Annotated in this window: 18 protein-coding genes; 11 read left to right on the plus strand and 7 right to left on the minus strand. The window is 43.7% G+C overall.

The features are described 5' to 3' along the window. Positions 1–359: 359 nt before the first annotated feature. Positions 360–1,532, minus strand: a complete 1,173-nt coding sequence (locus D6V41_RS00425; protein WP_136249523.1) for a thiolase family protein — start codon at positions 1,530–1,532, stop codon at positions 360–362. Between the two features lie 309 nt (positions 1,533–1,841). On the opposite strand from D6V41_RS00425, the gene D6V41_RS00430 reads away from it, so the two are divergent. From D6V41_RS00430 to D6V41_RS00455, 6 genes are all read left to right on the plus strand, one after another. Beyond that, complete coding sequence (locus tag D6V41_RS00430; protein WP_136249524.1) at positions 1,842–2,237, plus strand: MerR family transcriptional regulator; 396 nt, start codon at positions 1,842–1,844, stop codon at positions 2,235–2,237. After that, entirely contained in the window at positions 2,237–3,406 is a 1,170-nt protein-coding gene (locus tag D6V41_RS00435; protein WP_136250051.1) for an isovaleryl-CoA dehydrogenase, read from the plus strand. The genes D6V41_RS00430 and D6V41_RS00435 overlap by 1 nt, the downstream gene beginning before the upstream one ends. 146 nt (positions 3,407–3,552) lie before the next feature. Beyond that, entirely contained in the window at positions 3,553–5,160 is a 1,608-nt protein-coding gene (locus D6V41_RS00440) for a carboxyl transferase domain-containing protein (RefSeq protein ID WP_136249525.1), read from the plus strand. Positions 5,161–5,241: 81 nt separating this feature from the next. After that, positions 5,242–6,033, plus strand: coding sequence for an enoyl-CoA hydratase/isomerase family protein (locus tag D6V41_RS00445; protein WP_136249526.1), 792 nt, complete (start codon positions 5,242–5,244; stop codon positions 6,031–6,033). Then, positions 6,026–8,110, plus strand: a complete 2,085-nt coding sequence (locus D6V41_RS00450; protein ID WP_136249527.1) for an acetyl-CoA carboxylase biotin carboxylase subunit — start codon at positions 6,026–6,028, stop codon at positions 8,108–8,110. The genes D6V41_RS00445 and D6V41_RS00450 overlap by 8 nt, the downstream gene beginning before the upstream one ends. Before the next feature lie 29 nt (positions 8,111–8,139). After that, complete coding sequence (locus tag D6V41_RS00455) at positions 8,140–9,048, plus strand: hydroxymethylglutaryl-CoA lyase (RefSeq protein WP_136249528.1); 909 nt, start codon at positions 8,140–8,142, stop codon at positions 9,046–9,048. Between the two features lie 15 nt (positions 9,049–9,063). Here D6V41_RS00455 and D6V41_RS00460 read toward each other — a convergent pair whose 3' ends face one another. Next, the gene (locus D6V41_RS00460) at positions 9,064–10,233 is read right to left on the minus strand and encodes an MFS transporter (protein WP_136249529.1); all 1,170 of its coding nucleotides are present in this window, start codon (positions 10,231–10,233) and stop codon (positions 9,064–9,066) included. A 150-nt stretch (positions 10,234–10,383) separates the two neighbouring features. Here D6V41_RS00460 and D6V41_RS00465 point away from each other — a divergent pair, with 150 nt between their 5' ends. Both D6V41_RS00465 and glgC read left to right on the plus strand, forming a co-directional pair. Then, the gene (locus D6V41_RS00465; RefSeq protein ID WP_136249530.1) at positions 10,384–11,259 is read left to right on the plus strand and encodes a mechanosensitive ion channel family protein; all 876 of its coding nucleotides are present in this window, start codon (positions 10,384–10,386) and stop codon (positions 11,257–11,259) included. 175 nt (positions 11,260–11,434) lie between these two features. Next, positions 11,435–12,688, plus strand: coding sequence for a glucose-1-phosphate adenylyltransferase (gene glgC, locus D6V41_RS00470; protein WP_136249531.1), 1,254 nt, complete (start codon positions 11,435–11,437; stop codon positions 12,686–12,688). A gap of 64 nt (positions 12,689–12,752) precedes the next feature. On the opposite strand, the gene D6V41_RS00475 is transcribed toward glgC, so the two are convergent. Both D6V41_RS00475 and D6V41_RS00480 read right to left on the minus strand, forming a co-directional pair. Then, positions 12,753–13,559 (minus strand): alpha/beta fold hydrolase, encoded by an 807-nt coding sequence (locus tag D6V41_RS00475; RefSeq protein ID WP_136249532.1) that lies wholly within the window; start codon positions 13,557–13,559, stop codon positions 12,753–12,755. Positions 13,560–13,740: 181 nt separating this feature from the next. Next, positions 13,741–14,754 carry a helix-turn-helix transcriptional regulator gene (locus D6V41_RS00480; protein WP_136249533.1) on the minus strand — a complete coding sequence of 338 codons (1,014 nt, stop codon included), beginning with the start codon at positions 14,752–14,754 and terminating at the stop codon, positions 13,741–13,743. A 226-nt stretch (positions 14,755–14,980) separates the two neighbouring features. On the opposite strand from D6V41_RS00480, the gene D6V41_RS00485 reads away from it, so the two are divergent. Then, positions 14,981–16,138 carry an alkane 1-monooxygenase gene (locus tag D6V41_RS00485; protein ID WP_136249534.1) on the plus strand — a complete coding sequence of 386 codons (1,158 nt, stop codon included), beginning with the start codon at positions 14,981–14,983 and terminating at the stop codon, positions 16,136–16,138. Positions 16,139–16,206: 68 nt separating this feature from the next. Here the strand turns inward: D6V41_RS00485 and D6V41_RS00490 are convergent, their stop codons facing one another. After that, complete coding sequence (locus D6V41_RS00490) at positions 16,207–17,526, minus strand: spinster family MFS transporter (protein ID WP_136249535.1); 1,320 nt, start codon at positions 17,524–17,526, stop codon at positions 16,207–16,209. Positions 17,527–17,788: 262 nt separating this feature from the next. Between D6V41_RS00490 and D6V41_RS00495 the strand changes: the two genes are divergently transcribed. Then, positions 17,789–18,592 (plus strand): acyl-CoA thioesterase, encoded by an 804-nt coding sequence (locus D6V41_RS00495; RefSeq protein ID WP_136249536.1) that lies wholly within the window; start codon positions 17,789–17,791, stop codon positions 18,590–18,592. An 11-nt stretch (positions 18,593–18,603) separates the two neighbouring features. Here D6V41_RS00495 and D6V41_RS00500 read toward each other — a convergent pair whose 3' ends face one another. Both D6V41_RS00500 and D6V41_RS00505 read right to left on the minus strand, forming a co-directional pair. Next, positions 18,604–19,497 carry an HDOD domain-containing protein gene (locus D6V41_RS00500; RefSeq protein ID WP_136249537.1) on the minus strand — a complete coding sequence of 298 codons (894 nt, stop codon included), beginning with the start codon at positions 19,495–19,497 and terminating at the stop codon, positions 18,604–18,606. Next, on the minus strand, positions 19,494–20,612 hold the full coding sequence (locus D6V41_RS00505) for a 2-dehydropantoate 2-reductase (RefSeq protein WP_168710917.1): 1,119 nt from the start codon (positions 20,610–20,612) through the stop codon (positions 19,494–19,496). Before D6V41_RS00505 ends, D6V41_RS00500 begins: the two co-directional genes overlap by 4 nt. A 28-nt stretch (positions 20,613–20,640) precedes the next feature. Between D6V41_RS00505 and D6V41_RS00510 the strand changes: the two genes are divergently transcribed. Continuing rightward, positions 20,641–22,032, plus strand: coding sequence for a glycosyltransferase (locus D6V41_RS00510; RefSeq protein WP_168710918.1), 1,392 nt, complete (start codon positions 20,641–20,643; stop codon positions 22,030–22,032). Positions 22,033–22,037: the final 5 nt, after the last annotated feature.

Below are 22,037 nucleotides of genomic sequence, written 5' to 3' on the forward strand. Positions count from 1 at the left end.
GTTAACAATTGAGTCATTTTTCTACCAGCAATCGTCTTATTTTTATACTACTTAGGTTTCTTACTAAATTATATAACAGATTGCTAGCCATCTTGTTTTTTGCGCATCGTTTAAGTGGTCTAAGGTGATAAACAACCCATTGGGTCATTTGCTGGGATACGGAAGAACTCTAAACAAACTGTATATATTCAAGGATGAGTTATGAAAACTCGCTCACCATTTTTAAAACTTTATCGCCGATTATATGTTAAGTCGTTAATATAAATGTAGTTTTTGAAATGCTTTTGCAAATATTATGTGACCTAATAAAGTAAACGCCCAATACAGGGCGTTTTTAAAAATTGCTTTTGCGATCTATGTTAAAACATTTCTACCGCAAGCGCAGTTCCTTCACCACCACCTATACAAAGCGCCGCAACACCTTTTTTGAGACCTTTTTGTTTGAGTGCATGTAAAAGGGTAACAACAATTCGCGCACCTGATGCACCAATAGGATGCCCAAGTGCACAGGCGCCGCCTTTAATGTTCACCTTCTCGCTGTCGAGGCCTAATTTATTAATCGCCAGCATCGTAACCATGGCAAACGCTTCGTTAATTTCAAACAAGTCTACATCGTCAGTTGACCAAGATGCTTTATCAAGCACCTTCTCTATTGCACCCACTGGCGCGACGGTAAAGTCTTCGGGTTTGATGGCGTTTGTTGCATGAGCCACTACTCGCGCCAGTGGTTGTAGCCCCAGAGATTTGGCTTTTGATTCAGACATAATGACCAGGGCAGCTGCACCATCTGAAATAGAACTTGAGTTAGCGGCCGTTACCGTTCCATCTTTTTTAAACGCTGGACGCAAACTTGGAATTTTATCAATTCTTGCATTTCCTGGCCCTTCGTCGGTATCCACTGTTACATCACCCCGTCTGGAAGAAACGGTGACTGGCACAATTTCGTCTTTGAATGTACCATCGTTAATCGCCATTTGGGCTTTGGTTAAAGAAGCAACAGCAAACTCATCCATCTGTTCGCGGGTAATTCCTTCACCGTCTGCTGTATCTTGCGCAAAGCAACCCATGGCCTTGCCATCATATGCATTCTCAAGTCCATCTAGCATCATATGATCAAAGGTTTGCGCATGCCCCATTCGATAACCACCTCGCGCCTGGCTAAGTAAATAAGGAGCCCCAGACATACTCTCCATTCCACCAGCAACGACTGCACTTGCGCTACCGGCTTTAATTAAATCATGCGCCATCATGATGGCTTTCATTCCTGAACCACACACCTTATTGATAGTTGTGGCACCTACACTTAGCGGCAAATCAGCACCTAAGGTTGCCTGGCGAGCAGGCGCTTGTCCAAGGCCAGCAGGCAAGACACAACCCATAATCACTTCGTCGATGGCATCAACACTCACACCATCAAGTGCCGCTTTGATTGCCGATGACCCTAAGCTTGGCGAAGCAACGGTCGAGAGACCTCCCATAAAACCGCCCATTGGCGTGCGTTTTGCCGAAACAATAACCACTGATTCACTCATGTTTAATTCCTATTCTGTAAGAAAGCCCACGCGTATTTTTACTGATACGCAAATCTGTATTGTGTCTACACTACTATAGATGAAGCCTGCCAGCTTTGAACACGACTTTGGTGTTATATCACCGCAAAATATAGCTAGTTGTAAGTGTAATAACGCACTCTTGCTGAACATTACGTTTACGTTAACTTGACTTTACGTAAACGTAAAGTACATTATGCTAACAATTTATTTATATTAACGGATTTATGGCAAAACGCCGTATCAAAAAGTAATTTTTGTGGCGTTTTAGCAAACAGTTTTGGTAAGTCGATGACAAATTTGAAAACATTTTCTATTGGCGAGTTGTCGAAAGACTTTGATATAACGCCTCGCTCAATTCGCTTTTATGAAGAACAGGGACTATTAGAGCCTGTTCGTGAAGGGCAAGCTCGCATTTATCATACAAAGGATAAAGTGCGGCTGAAGTTGATTTTGCGAGGAAAACGGCTTGGCTTTTCTTTGGCTGAAATTAAAAAACTGTTTGAGTTGTATGATACAAATCCAAATTCGGCAGCTCAGTTACAAACTATGCTGCAATTAACCGAACAAAAACGAGCGGTGCTTGAGCAACAGTTAAACGACATTCAAATGCTGATGAATGAGCTGGATGATGTTGAAGCACGATGTAAAGAAGAACTTAACGACATAACACGAGGTGTTGCATGATAAACGCGCCCTACCCAACTTTAAATTTTGGCCTAGGTGAAGATATCGACATGCTTAGAGAGCATGTAAATAGTTTTGCACAAAACGAGATTGCACCTTTGGCAGAGGCGGCAGATGAGAAAAACAGTTTCCCTAATGAGCTTTGGCCAAAACTGGGTGAAATGGGCTTACTCGGCGTAACGGTGAGCGAGGAGTTTGGTGGCTCAGATATGGGCTATCTTGCACATACAGTTGCGATGGAAGAGATAAGCCGCGCAAGCGCCGGCATTGGATTAAGCTACGGGGCGCATTCAAACCTTTGTGTTAATCAGCTTTACAAAAACGGTAATCAGGCTCAAAAAGAAAAATACTTACCAAATCTGGTGTCTGGTGAACATATCGGTGCGCTTGCGATGAGTGAGCCAAACGCTGGCTCAGATGTAGTGAGCATGAAATTAAGAGCTGACAAAAAAGGCAACAAATACATTCTCAATGGCAACAAGATGTGGATCACCAACGGGCCAGATGCACATGTATTTATTATTTACGCAAAAACTGATGTCACTGCAGGGTCAAAGGGCATTACGGCCTTTATTGTTGAAAAAGACACACCCGGATTTAGCCAGGCGCAAAAACTCGACAAACTAGGCATGCGTTCTTCAAACACCTGCGAGCTTGTATTTGAGGATTGTGAAGTACCAGAAGAGAACATTCTTGGCAGCGAAGGTGGTGGCGTAAGGGTCTTAATGAGTGGTCTGGATTACGAACGACTAGTACTTTCGGGCGGTCCGCTTGGCATAATGCAAGCATGTATGGACACCGTTGTACCTTACATTCACGACCGCACCCAGTTTGGAAAATCCATTGGCGAATTCCAGCTGGTGCAAGGAAAAGTCGCCGATATGTACACCCAAATGAATGCAGCGCGTGCATACGTTTATGCAGTGGCTCGCTCGTGTGACAGAGGTGAAACCACGCGCAAAGATGCCGCTGGCGCAATCCTTTATTCTGCTGAACTGGCGACTAAAATGGCATTAGATGCAATCCAGCTGTTAGGCGGAAATGGCTATATCAACGAGTACCCCACAGGTCGCTTATTACGAGATGCAAAGCTTTACGAAATAGGCGCAGGCACCTCTGAAATAAGACGGATGCTAATTGGGCGGGAACTATTTAACGAGTCAGCTTAAGCCCGCATTTAAATTTGCGAGAAAACGCGCCCAAGAGGCATTGTCGATTTAATTTATTGCTGTATAAACAGTGCCTTTTTTTATCCCGCATATTGACTATAGTTATGCGAATGTAATAAACGCTAATAAACATATTTGGAGTGTTTGTGCCTGTACTCAACTCTTCTATCAATACCAACAGTGAAGACTACGCGCTTAATCAGCAGCACATGCAAAAGCAAGTAGACGATCTGCATAATTTGGTATCGACTATCATGCTTGGTGGCGGCGAAAAAAGCCGTGAGCGACATACATCAAGAGGTAAACTTCTTCCTCGAGAGCGCATTGAAACCTTGTTGGATAAAGACAGTGCTTTTCTGGAAATTGGGCAACTAGCTGCACATCAGGCATACGATGATTACGTTCCCTGTGCAGGTGTTGTAGCTGGAATAGGTCAAGTTGGCGGAACCTTATGTATGATTGTCGCAAACGATGCCACCGTAAAGGGTGGCACCTACTACCCGCTTACCGTTAAAAAGCATCTTCGTGCACAAATGATTGCAGACCAGAATCATTTGCCCTGTATCTATCTGGTGGACTCCGGTGGCGCTAACCTTCCCAGACAGGATGAAGTTTTCCCTGACCGTGAGCATTTTGGACGGATTTTTTATAATCAGGCCAATATGTCATCAAAGAATATTCCACAAATTGCCGTTGTCATGGGCTCTTGTACAGCAGGAGGGGCCTATGTCCCTGCCATGGCTGACGAATCGATTATTGTAAAAGAGCAAGGCACCATCTTTTTGGGAGGCCCCCCACTCGTTCAGGCCGCAACGGGTGAAATTGTCAGCGCTGAAGAACTCGGTGGTGGTGACGTGCACTGCCGCACATCGGGTGTAGTGGATCATTTGGCGAATAATGACCGACACGCCCTGGAAATTGCCAGAGACGCCGTTAAACGACTTAATCGCCCATCAAACGAACATGTTGTTAGACGTAAAAGCAGAGCACCGCTTTTTGACAGTCGCGAGATTTACGGCATTATCCCCAAAGACAGCCGCCAGCCCTACGATGTGCGAGAAATCATTGCTCGCATTGTTGACGGTAGTGAGTTTGATGAGTTTAAAAAACTCTATGGAGAAACGCTTGTTTGTGGTTTTGCGCACATTGACGGGTATCCAGTGGGCATACTTGCAAACAACGGCATATTGTTTTCTGAATCAGCACAAAAAGGGGCGCATTTTATCGAATTGTGCGCACAACGAAAAATTCCGCTTGTCTTTTTACAGAATATTACAGGCTTTATGGTTGGCAAACAGTACGAAGCAGGCGGTATTGCCAAGCACGGCGCTAAAATGGTGACCGCGGTGGCGTGTGCAAAAGTACCCAAAATTACGGTGTTGATTGGCGGTAGCTTTGGCGCAGGCAATTACGGCATGTGCGGGCGTGCCTACGACCCTCATTTTTTGTTCATGTGGCCAAACGCACGAATTTCAGTCATGGGAGGCGAGCAAGCCGCCGGTGTACTTGCGCAGGTGAAAAAATCGCAGGCGATGCGCGCTGGTGAGGAGTTTACCTCAGAGCAGGAACAAGCGCTCAAACAACCGGTCATTGATACCTATGAAAAACAAGGTCACCCTTATTATGCCTCTGCCAGATTATGGGATGACGGCGTGATTGACCCTGCTGATACGCGCAAAGTTCTTGCTTTGTCGCTTGCCAGCGCATTGAATAAACCCATAGAAGATACCCAATTTGGTGTATTTAGAATGTAAGTGCAACATGCGCTTATCAAGCAGGAAAGATAATATTTGCTCAGTTGGCTTTTAGGCCAGCGTGAATAAAGAAGAGAAATTATGCAAAAGGTAGAACTTGAAATTGATGCTTCGGGCATTGCGCGAGTCACGCTTAATCGACCAGAAGTCCATAATGCCTTTGACGAACATGTCATACAGTCGCTAATCGATATTTTTGACCAGGTCTCCAGTAACGACAAAGTGCGGGTGATGATACTGCAGGCCAAGGGCAAATCATTTAGTGCAGGCGCAGACTTAAACTGGATGCAAAAGATGGCTAATTATGCGTTTTCAGAAAATAAAGAAGACGCCCAGCAACTCGCATTAATGTTGAACAAACTGTACACGCTTAACAAACCAACCATTGCGCGAGTGCAAGGTGCGGCTTTTGGAGGCGCCGTTGGTTTGGTTGCTTGTTGCGATATTGCCGTGGGGTCAAAGCTAAGCAAGTTTTGTTTAAGTGAGGTCAAGCTTGGTTTAATACCGGCCACAATTTCTCCTTATGTGATCCAGGCCGTAGGACTGCGCGAAGCAAAACGCCTTTTTATGACGGCTGAAGTCATATCCTCGAGAAGAGCCCGCCGTTTGGGCCTTTTAAACGAAACCGTAAGTGAAGAAGACTTGGATAAAACCATTGACATCATTATCGGTGATATCCTTAAAAATGGACCTGTAGCAGTCGCCAAAGCGAAAGCATTGGCGCTTGAAGTGGCTGAACTTCCCATCAATGATTCGCTTTTAGATAAAACCAGTGAAGCGATTGCCCATATACGCGTGTCGGACGAAGGACAGGAAGGCTTGCATGCATTCCTGGAAAAGCGAAAAGCAAACTGGATAACTCAAAATGATTAAAAAAATCCTTATTGCTAATCGCGGGGAAATTGCATGTCGCATTATTCGCACCGCAAAAGCGCTCGGAATATCAACGGTTGCCGTTTACTCTGATGCAGACGCAAATTCGCAGCATGTAAAGCAGGCAGATGAGGCTGTTTATTTAGGGGGCTCTGCGGCAAGTGAAAGTTATCTTCGAGGAGATTTAATACTCGAGCATGCCAAGCGTCTGAATGTGGATGCGATTCATCCCGGTTACGGCTTTTTATCTGAAAACGCAGCGTTTTCTCAAGCCTGTCAAGAAAAGGGAGTTGCGTTTATCGGGCCTGGGCCTGAAGCGATTCGGGCAATGGGCTCAAAATCGGCAGCAAAAGCCATCATGGAAAAAGCCGGTGTGCCGCTTGTTCCTGGCTATCATGGTGATGAGCAATCCCCTGCTTTTTTGCATGAGCAAGCCAGAAAAATGTCTTACCCGGTTTTGCTAAAAGCCGCGGCAGGAGGCGGCGGAAAAGGCATGCGACAAGTGCATAAGGACGAGGACTTTTTAGCAGCGCTAGAGGCAGCAAAACGAGAGGCGATGGCGAGCTTTTCCGACAATCATATGTTGATTGAAAAATATCTCACCCAGCCGCGTCATGTTGAAATTCAGGTGTTTTGTGATAATCACGGAAATGGCGTGTATTTGTTTGAGCGAGACTGCAGCGTGCAGCGTCGCCATCAAAAAATTATTGAAGAAGCACCCGCTCCCGGCATGTTTGACACTTTGCGAAAGCAAATGGGTGAAGCCGCATTAAAAGCCGCCAAGGCGATTAACTACAGCGGAGCGGGTACAGTAGAATTCTTGCTTGATAGCGACGGGCGTTTTTATTTCATGGAAATGAATACGCGTTTGCAAGTGGAGCATCCTGTCACTGAAATGATTACCTCAGAGGATTTGGTTGCCTGGCAAATACAAGTTGCTGATAATCAAAGGCTTCCCAAATCCCAGGATGAGTTAAGCTTTAATGGTCATGCGTTTGAAGCGCGCATCTATGCTGAAGACCCAGACAATGAATTTTTGCCTGCAACGGGCGTATTAAATTATGTAAAAATTCCTCAAGGAGACGGCATAAGAGTCGACACTGGCGTGGTCAGTCAGGATGAAGTGTCAATTTACTACGACCCAATGATTGCCAAACTCATTGCCCATGGCGAAAATCGTGAGCAGGCACTTTTGAAGTTAATAAAAGCGTTGAATGACTATCATATTGTTGGTGTCACCAGCAATATTGACTATTTGTTACGCGTCGCCTCGAGTGATGCATTTACGCAAGCCCAACTGACAACCGATTTTGTTGAACGCCATGCGGATGCTTTGAAAAAACCTGAGCTTGCGTCTGATCTTGAATCACTTTCAATGTTGGCTTACGCTTCTCTTGTTTGCGAGCGCGCAGAACAAAACGATGAAAATACTTCACAGGCAAGAAGCGCCAACACGCCCTTTTCTAAATTTGCGGGCTTCCGTTTAAATCATCGTTTGGAACCATCCTGTCATATTGAACTCGAAGGTGAAACTCATGTACTTTCGTGCCTATTGAGCGATGAGAATGCATCAAGGCATAATCAACGCGTTTTTTCGTTTGCACATGCTCAAGCTGAAAAGGCCGCAGAAGACTCAAGTGAACAGCGCGTTCGCATTAGCGAACTGTCAAATCCTGAGCTATCTGAATCCACCGATTCATTTCAACATCTTAAATGTCGCATTCAGGTTGACCTAAAACAATATCACCTGGATATCATCCGAAAAGGGCAAAGCCTGCATTTATTTACAAGTGATAAACACCTTATTGCGAAAATTCCTGACAAGGATTTAGGTGAAGATAGCGAAGCGCACGGGGCCGGAGAAATAGCTGCCCCAATGAACGGCACAGTAGTGGATATACTTGTCAAATCAGGGGATAAAGTCAGTAAAGGTGATGCGATTGCCATTGTTGAAGCAATGAAGATGGAACATAGTCTTAAAGCGCCTTTCGATGGAACAGTAGGCGAATGCTTTTTCCAGGCGGGTGAGCGAGTAGACGGCGGCGCCACGCTTTTAATCGTTGAAGCCGACGAATAAGAAGGAATAAAAATGATGAGATTGGCGATATGAGTTTTAAACTGGATGTCCCTTCAAAGGTGAGCATTGTAGAGGTTGGTCCTCGCGATGGCTTGCAAAACGAGAAAACCCCTTTAAGCGTTAGCGATAAAGTGAAATTAATTGATGCGCTTTCAGATACCGGGCTCAGGCGCATTGAAGCCGGGAGTTTCGTTTCGCCTAAGTGGGTCCCTCAAATGGCAAACTCTCATGAGGTACTAACAAAAATAAAACGCAAAACCGGTGTCGTCTATTCAGCGTTAACACCAAACTCAAGAGGCTTTGAAGATGCAATAAGCGCAGATGCTGACGAAGTAGCCGTTTTTGGCGCAGCTTCGGAGAGTTTTTCGCAAAAGAATATCAACTGTAGCATTGCCGAAAGCATAGACAGATTCATTCCACTTATACAAGCTGCTACCTCTAAAGGGATTCCGGTCAGGGCATATGTATCCTGTATTTTAGGCTGTCCCTACGAAGGCGAAATTGACGCAGAAGCGGTGCTGGATATCAGTAAAACCCTCCTAGACCTGGGTTGTTATGAAGTGTCTTTAGGTGACACCATTGGGGTAGGAACGCCACTTAAAACGCAGAAACTCCTTAATTTACTCATTAGCCAGTTGCCTGTTGAGAAACTTGCCATGCATATGCACGACACCTATGGGCAGGCACTAGCGAACGTGCTAATTGGTTTACAAAACGGTGTGCAGTGCTTTGATTCGTCTGTAGCCGGCTTAGGAGGCTGTCCTTATGCGCAAGGCGCTTCGGGGAATTTAGCCAGCGAAGATTTAGTTTATATGCTTAGCAACATGCATATCGAAACCGGCATAGATTTAAACAAACTCATTAATGTCGGTCATGACATCAGCGTTAGATTAGATCGCGCCAATGGCTCGAAAGTCGGCAAAGCACTTAAAGCTTAAAGACATTGAGCTTTTTTATTTTTCATTTTTTAAGAACAGACTGCCGATTGCGCCAAGACTTAAACCTGCAATCATAAGGGTCAAGCTTAAGTCTCGGGAGAAAGCGTTCACAATTGAATAAGAAACGCCCAAGACCAAAATCGCTACACCCACCAAGGTATTGGATGTAGCGATAAATTCTGTTCTGTGTTGCTCGTCGGCAATATCTACTCCGTAAATCTTTCTGCCGGTTCTCACCCCTTGGTGCCCTATTCCAAGCACAAAAAACAAACCTACTACAAAGTAGATGTTTTCACGAAGGGCGGGCGTAGTATTTGGCAAAATGAGTAAGACCAAAGATGCAATAATGGCAATGATAGCGCCTAAACGCATACACCAAAGCGCGCTTTTATCTGACAACCATCCCCAAATGTAAGCCGACAAAAAATTTGCAACGGCCTGCGCAATAATGAGATACGCGAGAATATTGACCAAATCTCCTTGATAGGTCAGCACAAATAAGGGAGCGAGCAAGGCGGTGTGCGCAAAAAGCGAGCGTACTACCACAAATTTTGCCAGGGCTTTGTCAAAATACAAACCCGACTCAACCGCTCGCGCTTGTGTATCCACACAGGTTTTTAATGGTCGCATTAAATACATGCAGACCAGTTTGGCACTAAGTGCAATAGTCGCAATCACAATCAACTGGTTGGAGGATAACTTATCTGAACCTAGCAACGCTAAAATCGCGACGGTGACGCTAATTAAGCTTGAAAAGGTTGAAGCGCTACCAAGCAACTTTCCTCTATCCCCTTTTCCAATATGCTTGCCTTGAATATCTTTTGTTGTTAAAGAAGATAGCGCTCTTGCCAAGGCCATAACAGTGAGCGATGCAAGGATTGCATAACCTGCTGTTTTACCTTCCAAGCTCAAACCAAATGCAATCATCAGCACACCTGAAATAAACTGCAAGAGCATACTCAGTTGCCAGGCCAAATCGCGACGAGACTGATTTCTTAAAAAATACGCAAAGGCCATTTGCGGTAAGAGAGCGCCAGACTCTCGAATAGGCACGAGCAATTGCGCCATCCAGGCAGGTGCCCCTGCTCCCGTCATCAAAGTAGGAAGCGTTGTTTTAGCTGAAAGTAACAAATCACTGAGTTTGTTACCGACCAAAATTAGCCCAATTCGTGTGCTTTTTTTCATATTATTATTTACTTTCTTTTTGTATAAAACCTTGGCGTTTCGCGATAAGATTCTTTTTTACAACAGATGCTTATCTAACAAAGATTTCAAAAATACTGACTTTGAAGATAACACTATCTTTGAAACGGCACACAGGAAAAAAGGATCGATATGTGGATTTTTGACGAGTATATGTCAGACCCCACCATGCAGAAAGCCATCATCAGCATTGGCCTGATCATTGGCGTAGCCTTGATTAAATCATTTTTAGGGCGCGCTATCATTAATCACAGTAAGCGTAAAAAGCAGGGGTATCGCTCAAAAGTAAATACCATGCGAAATACCCTGAATATTTCCTTGGTCTTCATCCTGATTGTATTTTGGGCGAATGAAATTCAGGCTTTTACCTTTTCAATTGCAGCCTTTATGGTAGCCATTGTTTTTGCTACAAGAGAATATCTCCAGTGCTTTTTAGGTTACTTTTACTATATAAGTTCACGTCCTTTCAGGATCGGCGACTGGATACAAATTAATGAAGGTGTAGGCGAAGTGATTGCGGCTGACTGGACAAAAATAACGATGCTGGAAGTTGACCTGCACAGCAACTCCTACACGGGCAAGCACCTCTTCATTCCCAATCATCAAATCTTACTAAAGCCGGTTCGAAACCTCAATTTTTTGCGGCGCTACACCCTAAGTAGTTTTACCATTACTTGTGAACCCACCATTGACGTTTTTCCAGTTGTTGATAAATTAAGAGAACAGGCAAAGGTTTTTTGCGAGGATTTTGTGGACGTTGCAGAGCGCTACAAAGGCGTGATTGAAAAGCGATTAGATGTAGAATTTATTCCCATTGAACCGCACTTTTCTGTAGATACCAATCAGTTTGCCAAAATCTGTATCGCTGTCGATATTTTTTGCCCGGTAGAAGAAAGTATTCCGCTCAGACAAAAGATCACGCAGGCATTTTTTAAACTTTGGCATGAAGCGGTTGATCACACGCCCGCTGTAGAACGACGCCGTACTGTAAGCATAGAAGCAGATTGAAACAGCCTTAAAATCAAAAGGCGAAATATATTTGTTAAATGTTGAAGCCATGACGGGCTTACACTACTATGTAAATAAGTTGTAAAAAAGACTTCTAGCAGTCGGTAATGCACTTAAGTTATTTTATAAAAAACAACAGCAAAACAGTCAAAACAGTCAAAACAAGGGAACAGTAATGTCAGGAATCAATAATCGCTACATCAGTAATCTTACGCGCGATACTTATGCATTAGTTCTTGCAGGTGGAAGAGGCTCACGGCTTTATGAACTGACAAACTGGCGAGCCAAGCCTGCTCTTTATTTTGGCGGTAAATTTCGTATTATCGATTTTCCCCTTTCAAATTGCATCAATTCCGGCATTCGAAATGTCGGTGTCCTAACTCAATACAAATCGCACTCGTTAATACGTCACCTTGTGCGCGGTTGGGGACATTTTAAAAAAGAGCTAGGCGAATCTATAGAGGTCTTGCCTGCTTCTCAGCGCTTTTCTGAGGACTGGTATCAAGGCACAGCCGACGCCGTTTACCAGAATATCGATATTATTCGTGACGAATTGCCAAAATATGTCATGATTTTATCGGGCGATCATATTTATCAGATGGACTACGGGCCCATGCTGGCAAAGCACGTTGAATCTGGCGCCCAAATGACGGTGAGCTGTATTTCTGTTCCTATTGAACAGGCGCGTAATGCCTTTGGTGTCATTTCAGTGGACGACAATAATCAGGTGACTGACTTTAAAGAAAAGCCTGAAAACCCTACCCCTTTAAAAAGTGAGCCAGACTACTGCCTGGCATCGATGGGTAATTATGTGTTTGATACTGAGTTTTTATTTGAACAACTGGAAAAAGACAGTCAAAACGAAGACTCTGACCACGATTTTGGTAAAGACATCATTCCTAGCATCATTGACAACTACAAGGTCTTTGCTTTCGATTTTAGAGCAAGTGCCAAAAACGATGCGTACTGGCGAGATGTAGGTACGCTTGATAGCTATTGGGATGCCAACATGGAACTTGTTGCGCCGATTCCCGAGCTCAATCTTTATGATAAAAACTGGCCCATCTGGACGTATCAGGAACAGCTTCCGCCTGCTAAATTTGTTTGGGAACAAGACGATCGTCGTGGAGAGGCACTCAATTCAGTGGTGTCAGGTGGTTGTATCATCTCCGGTGCGACCTTAAGGCGTACAATCTGCTTTTCAAATGTGCGTGTGAAATCCTATAGCGTCATGGAAGAAACGGTTGCATTGCCGGGAGTAGAAGTAGGCCAGCGATGCCACATTAAAAAAGCCATTTTAGATCGCGGCTGCCAAATCCCTGACAACATGAAAATTGGTGTTAATCACGATGAAGATAGAGCCCGCGGTTTTAGAGTTTCACCTGGTGGTGTCGTACTCGTAACACGTGAAATGCTACAAGCCTTGTAATTCATATTAAGCTCGTTCCAGATAAGCGACAGCACCAAATATCGCTTATCTACAACTGAGGTAACTAATACCATGCATTTATCAACTCATTGATGCGGTGTCCGAGTAACTCAGGATGTTCAAGCGGTACCATATGTCCGCCAGCGTTTAGCTCAATGTGTTGAACACTCGGATTGCCTTTTAAAAAAGGATTTCTTAAACGCGGAATGCACACATCAGTAAAACGTGCAGTGATAAGCGCTGCCGGACACTGCAATTTTCCGTAATATTCAGGCAGATTATGCGGAATGGTTCTAAAGATGTTCGCCTCAATGTCTCTGTCGAATAACAACTTCTGTTCGTCTTGGTGAAGACGGGTAACGCTTGTCACGTAATCTTTTATACAGCGCTCTTCCATATTTTTAAACAAGGCGCGCTGCTTAAAATACGATACAAGGTCTTCGTTTTTATGCCAGCGCTCTTTACGCACTTTGGTTTTGCGGGCTGGTGTGATTCGATCAATCAAGGGATTGCTTTTTGCAAACTTAAAGATGAAGCGGGCAAAGCCAGTAATCAACGGAGGATCGATCATAATAAGACCGTTAAAAAGCTTAGGCTGCTGACAACATGCAATATAAGAAATAACGCCACCAAAGGAATGCCCAATAGCAAGCACCTGCTGATGCCTCTTGGTGTGTTGACTCACAAAGTCAATTAGCTCTTCCACCTGGTTCTGCCAATTATCATTCAAAGGAAATTTAGGATTATGTGCAAACTTATCCAATGCAAAAACGTCCAGTGTGGGTGCAATCGTATCGAAAAGCGCCCGATATGAGCCAGAAGGAAAACCATTTGCATGCGCAAAATGCGCCATTTGCTTTTTATTGTTCATAAATTCCTAAATTTAAACTTTTTGTAACTTTGCTTTTAATTGGAGCTAATTAAGGTTAATTTAATCGAAAATTAATTAAAAATACTATTTACAATTATTATGTAAAAGTCATTAAAAGCGCCTAATTAATCCTAAATGCAATAAATAGTGAACAAAATCTGCGAAATTCGAAATATAGCTTTCACTTATCATGCATCTTCAAATAATCAGACGGCGCAGCGTTATACCAACGCTTAAATGCGCGCCTGAAATTTGCGGTGTCTGAGTAACCAAGCAACGAAGCGACTTTACTAACAGGATAGCGATATGCCAATAAATACTCTCGTGCCTTTTTAGCCTGAAACTGCTCTACCACTTCTTTGAAGGTACTACCTTCTTTTGTCAATTCCCTGTGCAAAGTACGCGTGCTCATATTTACTGCATTAGCGACTGACTGCAAATTGGGATACTCACCTTCATTTTCCATCATCCATTGCCGAATTTGGCCAGCCAAACTCATTTGTTCAGTAAGCTTTTGCCTTTCGATTTCGCATAATTGCTCAGCTTGCGCAAAGCTCATTGGATCAACATCATTTAAGCGATAGTCAAGCCACTTCAGGTCAAAGGCCAAACCGCAAAAGCCATGATTAAATTCAATATTTGCAGGAGAGAATATTTGGTATTTACTGTGATAATGCGGTTTATCAAAGTCGAAAAATAAGCGGTTTATCTGTATATCAGGATGCCGCTGCTTTAACGCCATAAACAAATTCAGCATAGCAAGACTGACCGCTTCAATCATAAATCGGTGCAGTTTACCCTGCCAGTGCGCATCATTAGCAAGGATCACGATTTCATTATTTTCTTCGTACGCCGCAATTTCAATAAAGGGAATGCGAGTGATTAGGTACTTTTTAACAAAATTGATAATTTGCCGAATGCTTTCAGCATTAAGTATACCCAAGCCGAAAGCGCCATGATGAGCAATATGGAGACGTTGTCCGACGAGGATCCCAAGATGTTGTAACTCTGCTTTTTGAAGTACGCCTTGCATTAATAGATCAAATTGTTCAGTGCTTATGTTCGCCCCGGGTTTTAACAAGTCATCTTTGTTTAAGCCGTGAGTAATGAGCCACCTGTCAAGCGGAACAGCATGATCATTTAGCACTGAAAACAAATGTCCAAAATAAAAAACCGGTAATTTATTCACCGACATTCTTAGGCCCTACCTCACTGTTTTAACTACAGAATTTATATCCAGATAATGAGTTAGTAGTTGCTTTTGTATTCCCCTAACTTTGCAGACTTCATGCTCACTCTCAATTTACCCTATGCTATTTTTTCATATTTGGCAACAAATGACCCCTAAATGTCATTTTCTGCTCTCACCCACTTGTTTGTTTGCGGGCATCCTGTTATCAATCAAACGAGGAGTTGTTGTTATGTTTCACTATTTAAAGTTTTTTCACTACTACGTCACGATTTTAATCGGTGGGGTATGTTTGTTGTTTGCTGGAGACTTTATTTGGTTAGGTTTTTTACTCTTTATAGGCATTTACGTGTTAGGTGATGCATTTTTGGGTGATGATCTTTCTGAACCTGACTTAGCAAATACAAGCTTGCTAAACGCTTTACTGTATAGCGCGCTACCGATTTCAATAGCGCTTTTACTTATTTGTATGTGGCTGGTAACTCCCTATTCATGGCCCTTTATGGAGAGCCTTTCAAGTACAGTGGGCTATGATTTTGTTGAAGCTAAAGCCCAAACAAGTTGGTGGCAGTTGGTCATTGCCGTTGTATTCACTGGTTTTTTACTAAGTGGCGCGGCAACCGTCGTCGGACATGAACTGGTGCATCGTTTACGAAGTAAAGTAGCGGTGTGTTTGGGGCGCTGGCTGATGTCTTTAAGTTTTGACGCGAACTTTTCTATAGAGCATGTTTATCACCACCATGCAAAAGTAGCAACTGAAGAAGATCCTGTTACCGCACCCCGCGGTCGTAATGTTTATTCTCATGTAGCACGAGCCATTGTCGGAACTAATCTTTCTGCCTGGAAAATTGAGAAAAAGCGGCTTGCAAGAAATCATCACTCACCTCTGAGCTTTCATAATCAATATTTACGAGGCTGGCTGATGACACTTACAGCACTTGTTATCGCTTTCATCCTCGCATCTTGGCAGGGAGTCGTATTTTTTACTGCAATCGGGATAAGCGCGAAAATTATTCTAGAGATTGTAAATTATATGGAGCATTACGGACTGGTTCGCGATCCTAAGCAACCCGTTAAGCCGAAACATTCATGGAACTCTAACCGTAAAATAAGCTGCTGGGCGATGTTCAATCTTCCAAGGCACAGTCACCATCATGCGCAAGGTGCCGTTTCATTTGAAAAGCTAAAACCAATGGAAGATGCACCTGTGATGATTAGCGGTTACATCTCCACCATTGGTATCGCGCTCATCCCGCCGCTCTGGTTTAAACTCATGCAGCCTAAACTGGAGCATTGGGACCGCCATTTTGCCAATGAGCAAGAGCGTGAAATACTTAAGCGCCAGGCACAACATCAGCCGCGTAATTTTATTCAGTCGCTACTTTACTAACACATCATCAACACACTCAACAAAAGTGATAAAGTAGCACTGATTGCAGGCAGCAAAAGGCAAACGCCCTATGCTGCCTGTGCTTTTTCTGCCACTGCCCAATCCTTTTTGATGGTGATAGACGCCCAAAAGAATGTCAGTATGGAAAGGACGTATGGAACAATCAGCAAGGTCATTGAATAACGCAAGGCCTCGCCCGACCCCATCGTCTCGGTGTAGGCATTACTGACGATACCAACTAAAGTCGGGCCGCCGCCAAGCGCAATGATGTTTAAAACAAAAAAGAAAAGTGCTGTAGACATCGCGCGAGCGTTGACAGGCGCAAGAGTTTGGGCAATAGCAAAGCAAGGACCTAAATACATACCAGAGGTGAAAAGTAACACGGTAAGTAAGCCTAAAGATACCCAAGGGCTGGCGACATAAAGCGATAAAACAAAGCAAGGCACACCAATAATCATTGCACCTGTAGGAAGCCATGCATATGCGCGTCGGTCGCGCTTGCCCCAACTATCTGCAATAACGCCGCCTAACCACACCCCTAGCGCGTAGGCGGTACCGTTAATAATTCCAAAACTTATCAATAGCGTCTGCACGGGCATATCAGGATGGATACGCACATAAAAATCAATAATCCAGGTAGCAATCGCATAATTACCAAAAGAACCAAACGAAATCCCTAAACACATGCCCCACCAAGTTGGGATCCTAAGCAGCGTGCTTACGGCTGTTTTTAATCTCATTTGCGCGGGACCTGACTTAACTGCTGTACGCTGCGGCTCTTTGATCGTCAGTTTCATTAGAATTGCAAGGGCGACGCCGGGCAAACCAACCGCAATCATGACAGTGCGCCAGTCTGTGCTGCCACCCTGTAAGAAAAAAGCAGATGCAAAATACGCCGCCATAATACCAAAGGGAATACCCAAAGAATAAATTCCCAGCGCTTTGGCGCGTTCACTGGGGTTGTATAAATCTGAAATCATTGAGTGCGAAGGTGGACTGCCCCCGGCTTCCCCAATCCCTACACCTACACGCGCAATCGCCAGTTGTGTGAAGTTGCTGGCAAAGCCTGAAATCGCGGTAAAACCACTCCAAACGGTTAAGCTAATGGAGACGATATTCACCCGATTGTATCTGTCAGCCAGCCAGGCGATAGGGATACCCACCACTGTATACAGAAGCGCAAAAGCAAAGCCTTTCAACCAGCCAAGCTGCGCATCATCCAAACCAAGGTCTGCTTTGATAAATGGGGATAAAATGCCAATGATCTGTCTGTCAATAAAGTTAAAGGCATAAACTAGGGTCAGTATAAATAACACATAATTACGGTATGCATTAGACGGTTGTTCAGCGTTTGTTGTTATAGTTTGCGCTGGCTTCGGCTCAGACATGCTTGCTCTCCTGCTCTGCACCGACTTGTTCGTGCAGTTCTGCCTACTAAGATACGCAATTTGTTTAATTAAGTGTTAATTTTTGTGAATTATTTGTAAATATAGCAGGAGCTTATAGTTCTCCATTAGTTGATCAAGCGCTCTATTTGCTATGTTTCGCTGTATTTAATCCGCTTTTACTTTATCGTCGTATCCTTGTAATATTTACAACTCCGACCACTTACATCTTGCGTTAGCAAACATGGAACATTAAAGGAAAATAATGACTATTGACGAGCTTCTATCACATGCAACGCAGCATAAATCATCGCCGATGCGTGAATTCGTCGTACCAAAAGACTGGTCTCAGGGACGAACGGTTTATGGCGGTATCTCTACCGCGATGCTGTATGTGGCTGCAAAGTCCTACGTTGATGATGAACGCAAAATAAGGAGTCTAAGCACCAATTTTGTAGGCCCTTTAGTATTTGATGCGCCATTTAACATTACGGTTGAAGAAGTCAGAGTCGGGTCGAATGTTTCTCAACTGCAAGCAAGGGCTGTTCAAAATGGCAAATATTGTGTGGTTGTTCAGGCTTGTTTTGCTAAAGCCAGACAGTCAAAAACGGGTAAAGAAAACACAGACGTTCACGATATGCCTAAGCCGGACAAGCCAAAATTTATTCCGCAAATTCCTAAAGTTACGCCCAAATTTTTAAAGCACTTTGATTTGAGCATTCACTCGGGTGCTTTGCCATTTACAGGCAAAAAAAGCAGTCATTATCACGGCTGGATGCGCTTTAAAAAGCCACCGCAGTCAATTACCGAAGCCCATATTATTGCCATGATTGATACATGGCCACCCACCTTGATACAGCAGCTGCGCTGGCCTGCTCCTGCAAGCACCATCAGTTGGAACCTGGAATTTATTTATCCACATCGTTCACTGTCCCCCGGTGACTGGTTTGCGTATAAGGAAGAAACGAGGCAAGCCGCCGATGGTTACGGACACACCGAGGCAACGGTGTGGGATGCATACGGCGAAGTTATTGCGCTTTCAAGGCAAACTATCGCCGTATTTGACTGAGAGGTATGAAGTTAAGCCGCTCGGCTAACGTCTTTGTTAAAGAGTTTTAGTGTATCGCTCACCTGCTCTCTAACTTCATCGAAGGCATCAGCGATTTGTTCTGCACTTATATCGAGGCTCATATATAAAAAGCTAGGCACATGCTCGGTTATGTTGTAATACTCAGGATAAGTCAGCGTTAGAGCAAGTTCATACGACAGTTGCATAATTTGCGTTTCAACGGTAACTGAGGGCACATCATCGTGATGTTGCATAGCAATGGTGGATACAATTGAATCGGGAAGTAGCCAGCGCTGTAGCAAAGACGCTGAGATTTCAGCGTAACTGAAACCAAGCATGTCTGTTTGGCTTTGTTTTGGTTTAACAGAACGACCAAAACGATTGCAGTCTCTTACCATCGTAGGATTGATGCGCAATACTGCCAGTTCTCCCACATTGTGCAATAAACCGCTCGTAATCACTCTGTGCACATCTCGCTCACCGCATAGCTTTGCGATATGTTTGCCCATAAATGCAGCAAAAAGCGCTTGTTGCCAAAATTTATCGGGGTCAATATATTTGCTTTGCTCTTGCCCCAGTATGTTAGACACGCTGAAAACGAGAGCGTAATCGTAGACTGCACGCACGCCAATTACCTGTATAGCACGCTCGACCGTTTCTATTTTTCTTGAAAACCGGTAAATAGAGCTATTGGCTAATTTTAGTATTTGTGCAGAAAGCCCAGGATCCAGCATCACAACTTTCGCAATATCATCCACGCTCGCTTTACCGGAATCTGCCATCCGCTTGACTTGCGAGGCTGTTTCAGGTATCGAAAATAGTTCTGCTGCTTTTTGTGAGTACTCAATCGCATTCATAGTTGGCCTACTGAAATTTTCATCTACCGCTCTTAGTCTATTAATCATGTGTCCTGCTCTTTTTCAAACTGCATCACCGCATCTTTAAACGCATTTGCAGACAATCGTTTACCCGATTGTGCCTCATGGATTAAAGATACTATCCATTGATTGGCCGGCGCACTGATATCCAGCTTTTGCGCCTGACTGACCACCTTGCCATTGATATAATCAACTTCAGTAGGTTTGTTGTTTTGCAAATCCCACCACATTGATAATTTAACTGCTGGATCAATAGCGAGCATTTTTTGCGCAAGCACTTTAAAAGGTACATTGGGCAATTTTAATACTTTAGGTATCCATTTATTCGGCAGATTTGCGATTTTCGGTAGTTTTATTTTTTGTTTTTCAGTTACTAAGAGTAATTCCTGCATTAAACGTGCGATAAACTTTCGATAAACAGGCGTCTCAAGCATTTGCTTGACGGGGATATCAGCCAAGGCGTTAACGGCATTGCTAAGGTTCAATTGTAGCTTGGCCCATTGCAGAGCTGTCATGTCATAGCTGATGTTAACAGGCAAAATATCGCTGTTTAATTGACTCGCCAACCATTTGGTAAAGCTTTCCAATTCAGGCGTGACTTCAAGGACCATACGCCCTTGAGATCCTCTGTGAAAGCAGCCCGGTTCATCATTAACAACGTTAAAAGGCACCATTGCCCGTATGACTTTATTGTGAGGGAAGGCCTTTTTGATTATTTCGTGAGTGCCCACACCATTTTGACAACATATGATCAGCGTTTTAGGGCCTAAGCTATGCGTTTGTAAATCAGTAATGGCGTCCTGTAGCATCGTGCATTTTACGGTTAACCAGAGCACATCTATTTGCTCAACCTGACTAAATTCACTGTTTGTAACCAGCCTTGGTGAAGGCTGTACATTAAACCGTCTGCCTTTGTAGTCGCTTAAAACATACTGCTTTTCTAATTGCTCTAAAAAACGTGGGCGCCCCAGTAAACTCACATGTTGCTGAGCACGAATGAGCGCACCGCCTAAATAGCACCCAATTAAGCCGGCTCCAAAAACAAGGTGATGTGATTGCTTGAATTTACCCTGTTCGGATAAAGACTTGGTTTGATTTAATGGCTTAGTCTTGCTTTTTGCTTGTGATAGACTTGCGCTCAACCTAATCTCCCAATCATAAGATGCGTAAGTGAGTACGTCCCAAAGTAGCAAAAGCGGTGAGCAAGATGCAACTAAATTCCGCATCCTCGTTGTAGGCTTTGTTTGGCCAGAACTTCGTTCAACAGCTGCAAGCCAGAATATTGTCAGTATCATGCGAGTGCTCGAAGATGCTGGACATGAATTACATTTTGCAAGCGCTGCCCAGCAGAGCGAACGCTTCCAATTAGAACAGTCTCAACGTGATATTTTATTGAGGATTCAATGTCACTCGATTAGGCTAAACTGTGACAGCTTTGACGAATTTATAAAGCACTTACAGCCGACAATTGTGATTTTTGACCGTTTTCTAAGCGAAGAGCAATTTGCTTGGCGAGTCATGAAACATGCCCCTAATGCATTACGGGTATTAGATTTAGAAGACCTGCATTTTCTGCGACAGGCGCGACATCAATACTATAAACAGACAGGTTATTCGGCAAATTATTTCCCTAAGCCCTCTACCATATTCGAAAAAGCCAATCAGCAACTACTTAATAGTGATCTGTGTGCCAGAGAGCTTGCCAGCATACTTCGATGCGACCTAAATCTTACGCTGTCAATTGATGAATATAATATCCTGACTACGCGTTTTAATGTAGATGAAAGAAAATTAGCACTCGTGCCATTTATTGGAGCAAGTTTTGCCGGTTTGGATATAGATAACATGGATATGGATAACTTGAATGCAGACAAGTTAACTACTGATGCATTGAAAAAAAGCGAGACCTATAATAATCAGCAAGATTTTATCAGTATTGGCAATTTCAAACATGCGCCTAACATCGAGGCGGTAAGAATACTGGTGCAAAAAATCTGGCCAAAAATTCGCGCTAAGCTTCCTAACGTTGCGCTGCATATTTATGGCGCCTATCTGCCACCAAAAATAAAAGCATTAGAAGATATCAAACACGGGATATTCATGCATGGATACGTTGAAGATCATGAGGCTTTATTTGCAAATGCAAAGGTAATGCTAGCGCCTATCGTATTTGGCGCGGGCGTAAAGGGAAAACTTCGCGATGCTTGCTTTGCAAGTCTTCCGAGCGTGGTAACTTCAATGGCAGTGGAAGGTATACGCTTTTCTCACTGGCCCGGTGCAATCGCAGATTCAGAGGCCGAGTTTGTCAAGCAAGCAGTAAGGGTGTATGAAGATGCCATCGAAATTAAATCCAATCAGGCGCTTTTTAAAGACATCATTCAACGGAATTTCGATTTTACTGTCAACCAGCAAAGCTTAATTAAGGCCTTAACAGAAGCTTGCTTGAATAACGCTGAACGACGAGTAAGTGACTTTATGCAAAACATGACGTGCCATCAAACGCTGGCGGCTCATCAGTATATGAGCCAATGGATCAACGCAAAAAATCAGAATAAGGCGTAGTTTCC

The sequence above is a fragment of the Ningiella ruwaisensis genome, assembly GCF_004798935.1.
GTDB lineage: Bacteria > Pseudomonadota > Gammaproteobacteria > Enterobacterales > Alteromonadaceae > Glaciecola > Glaciecola ruwaisensis.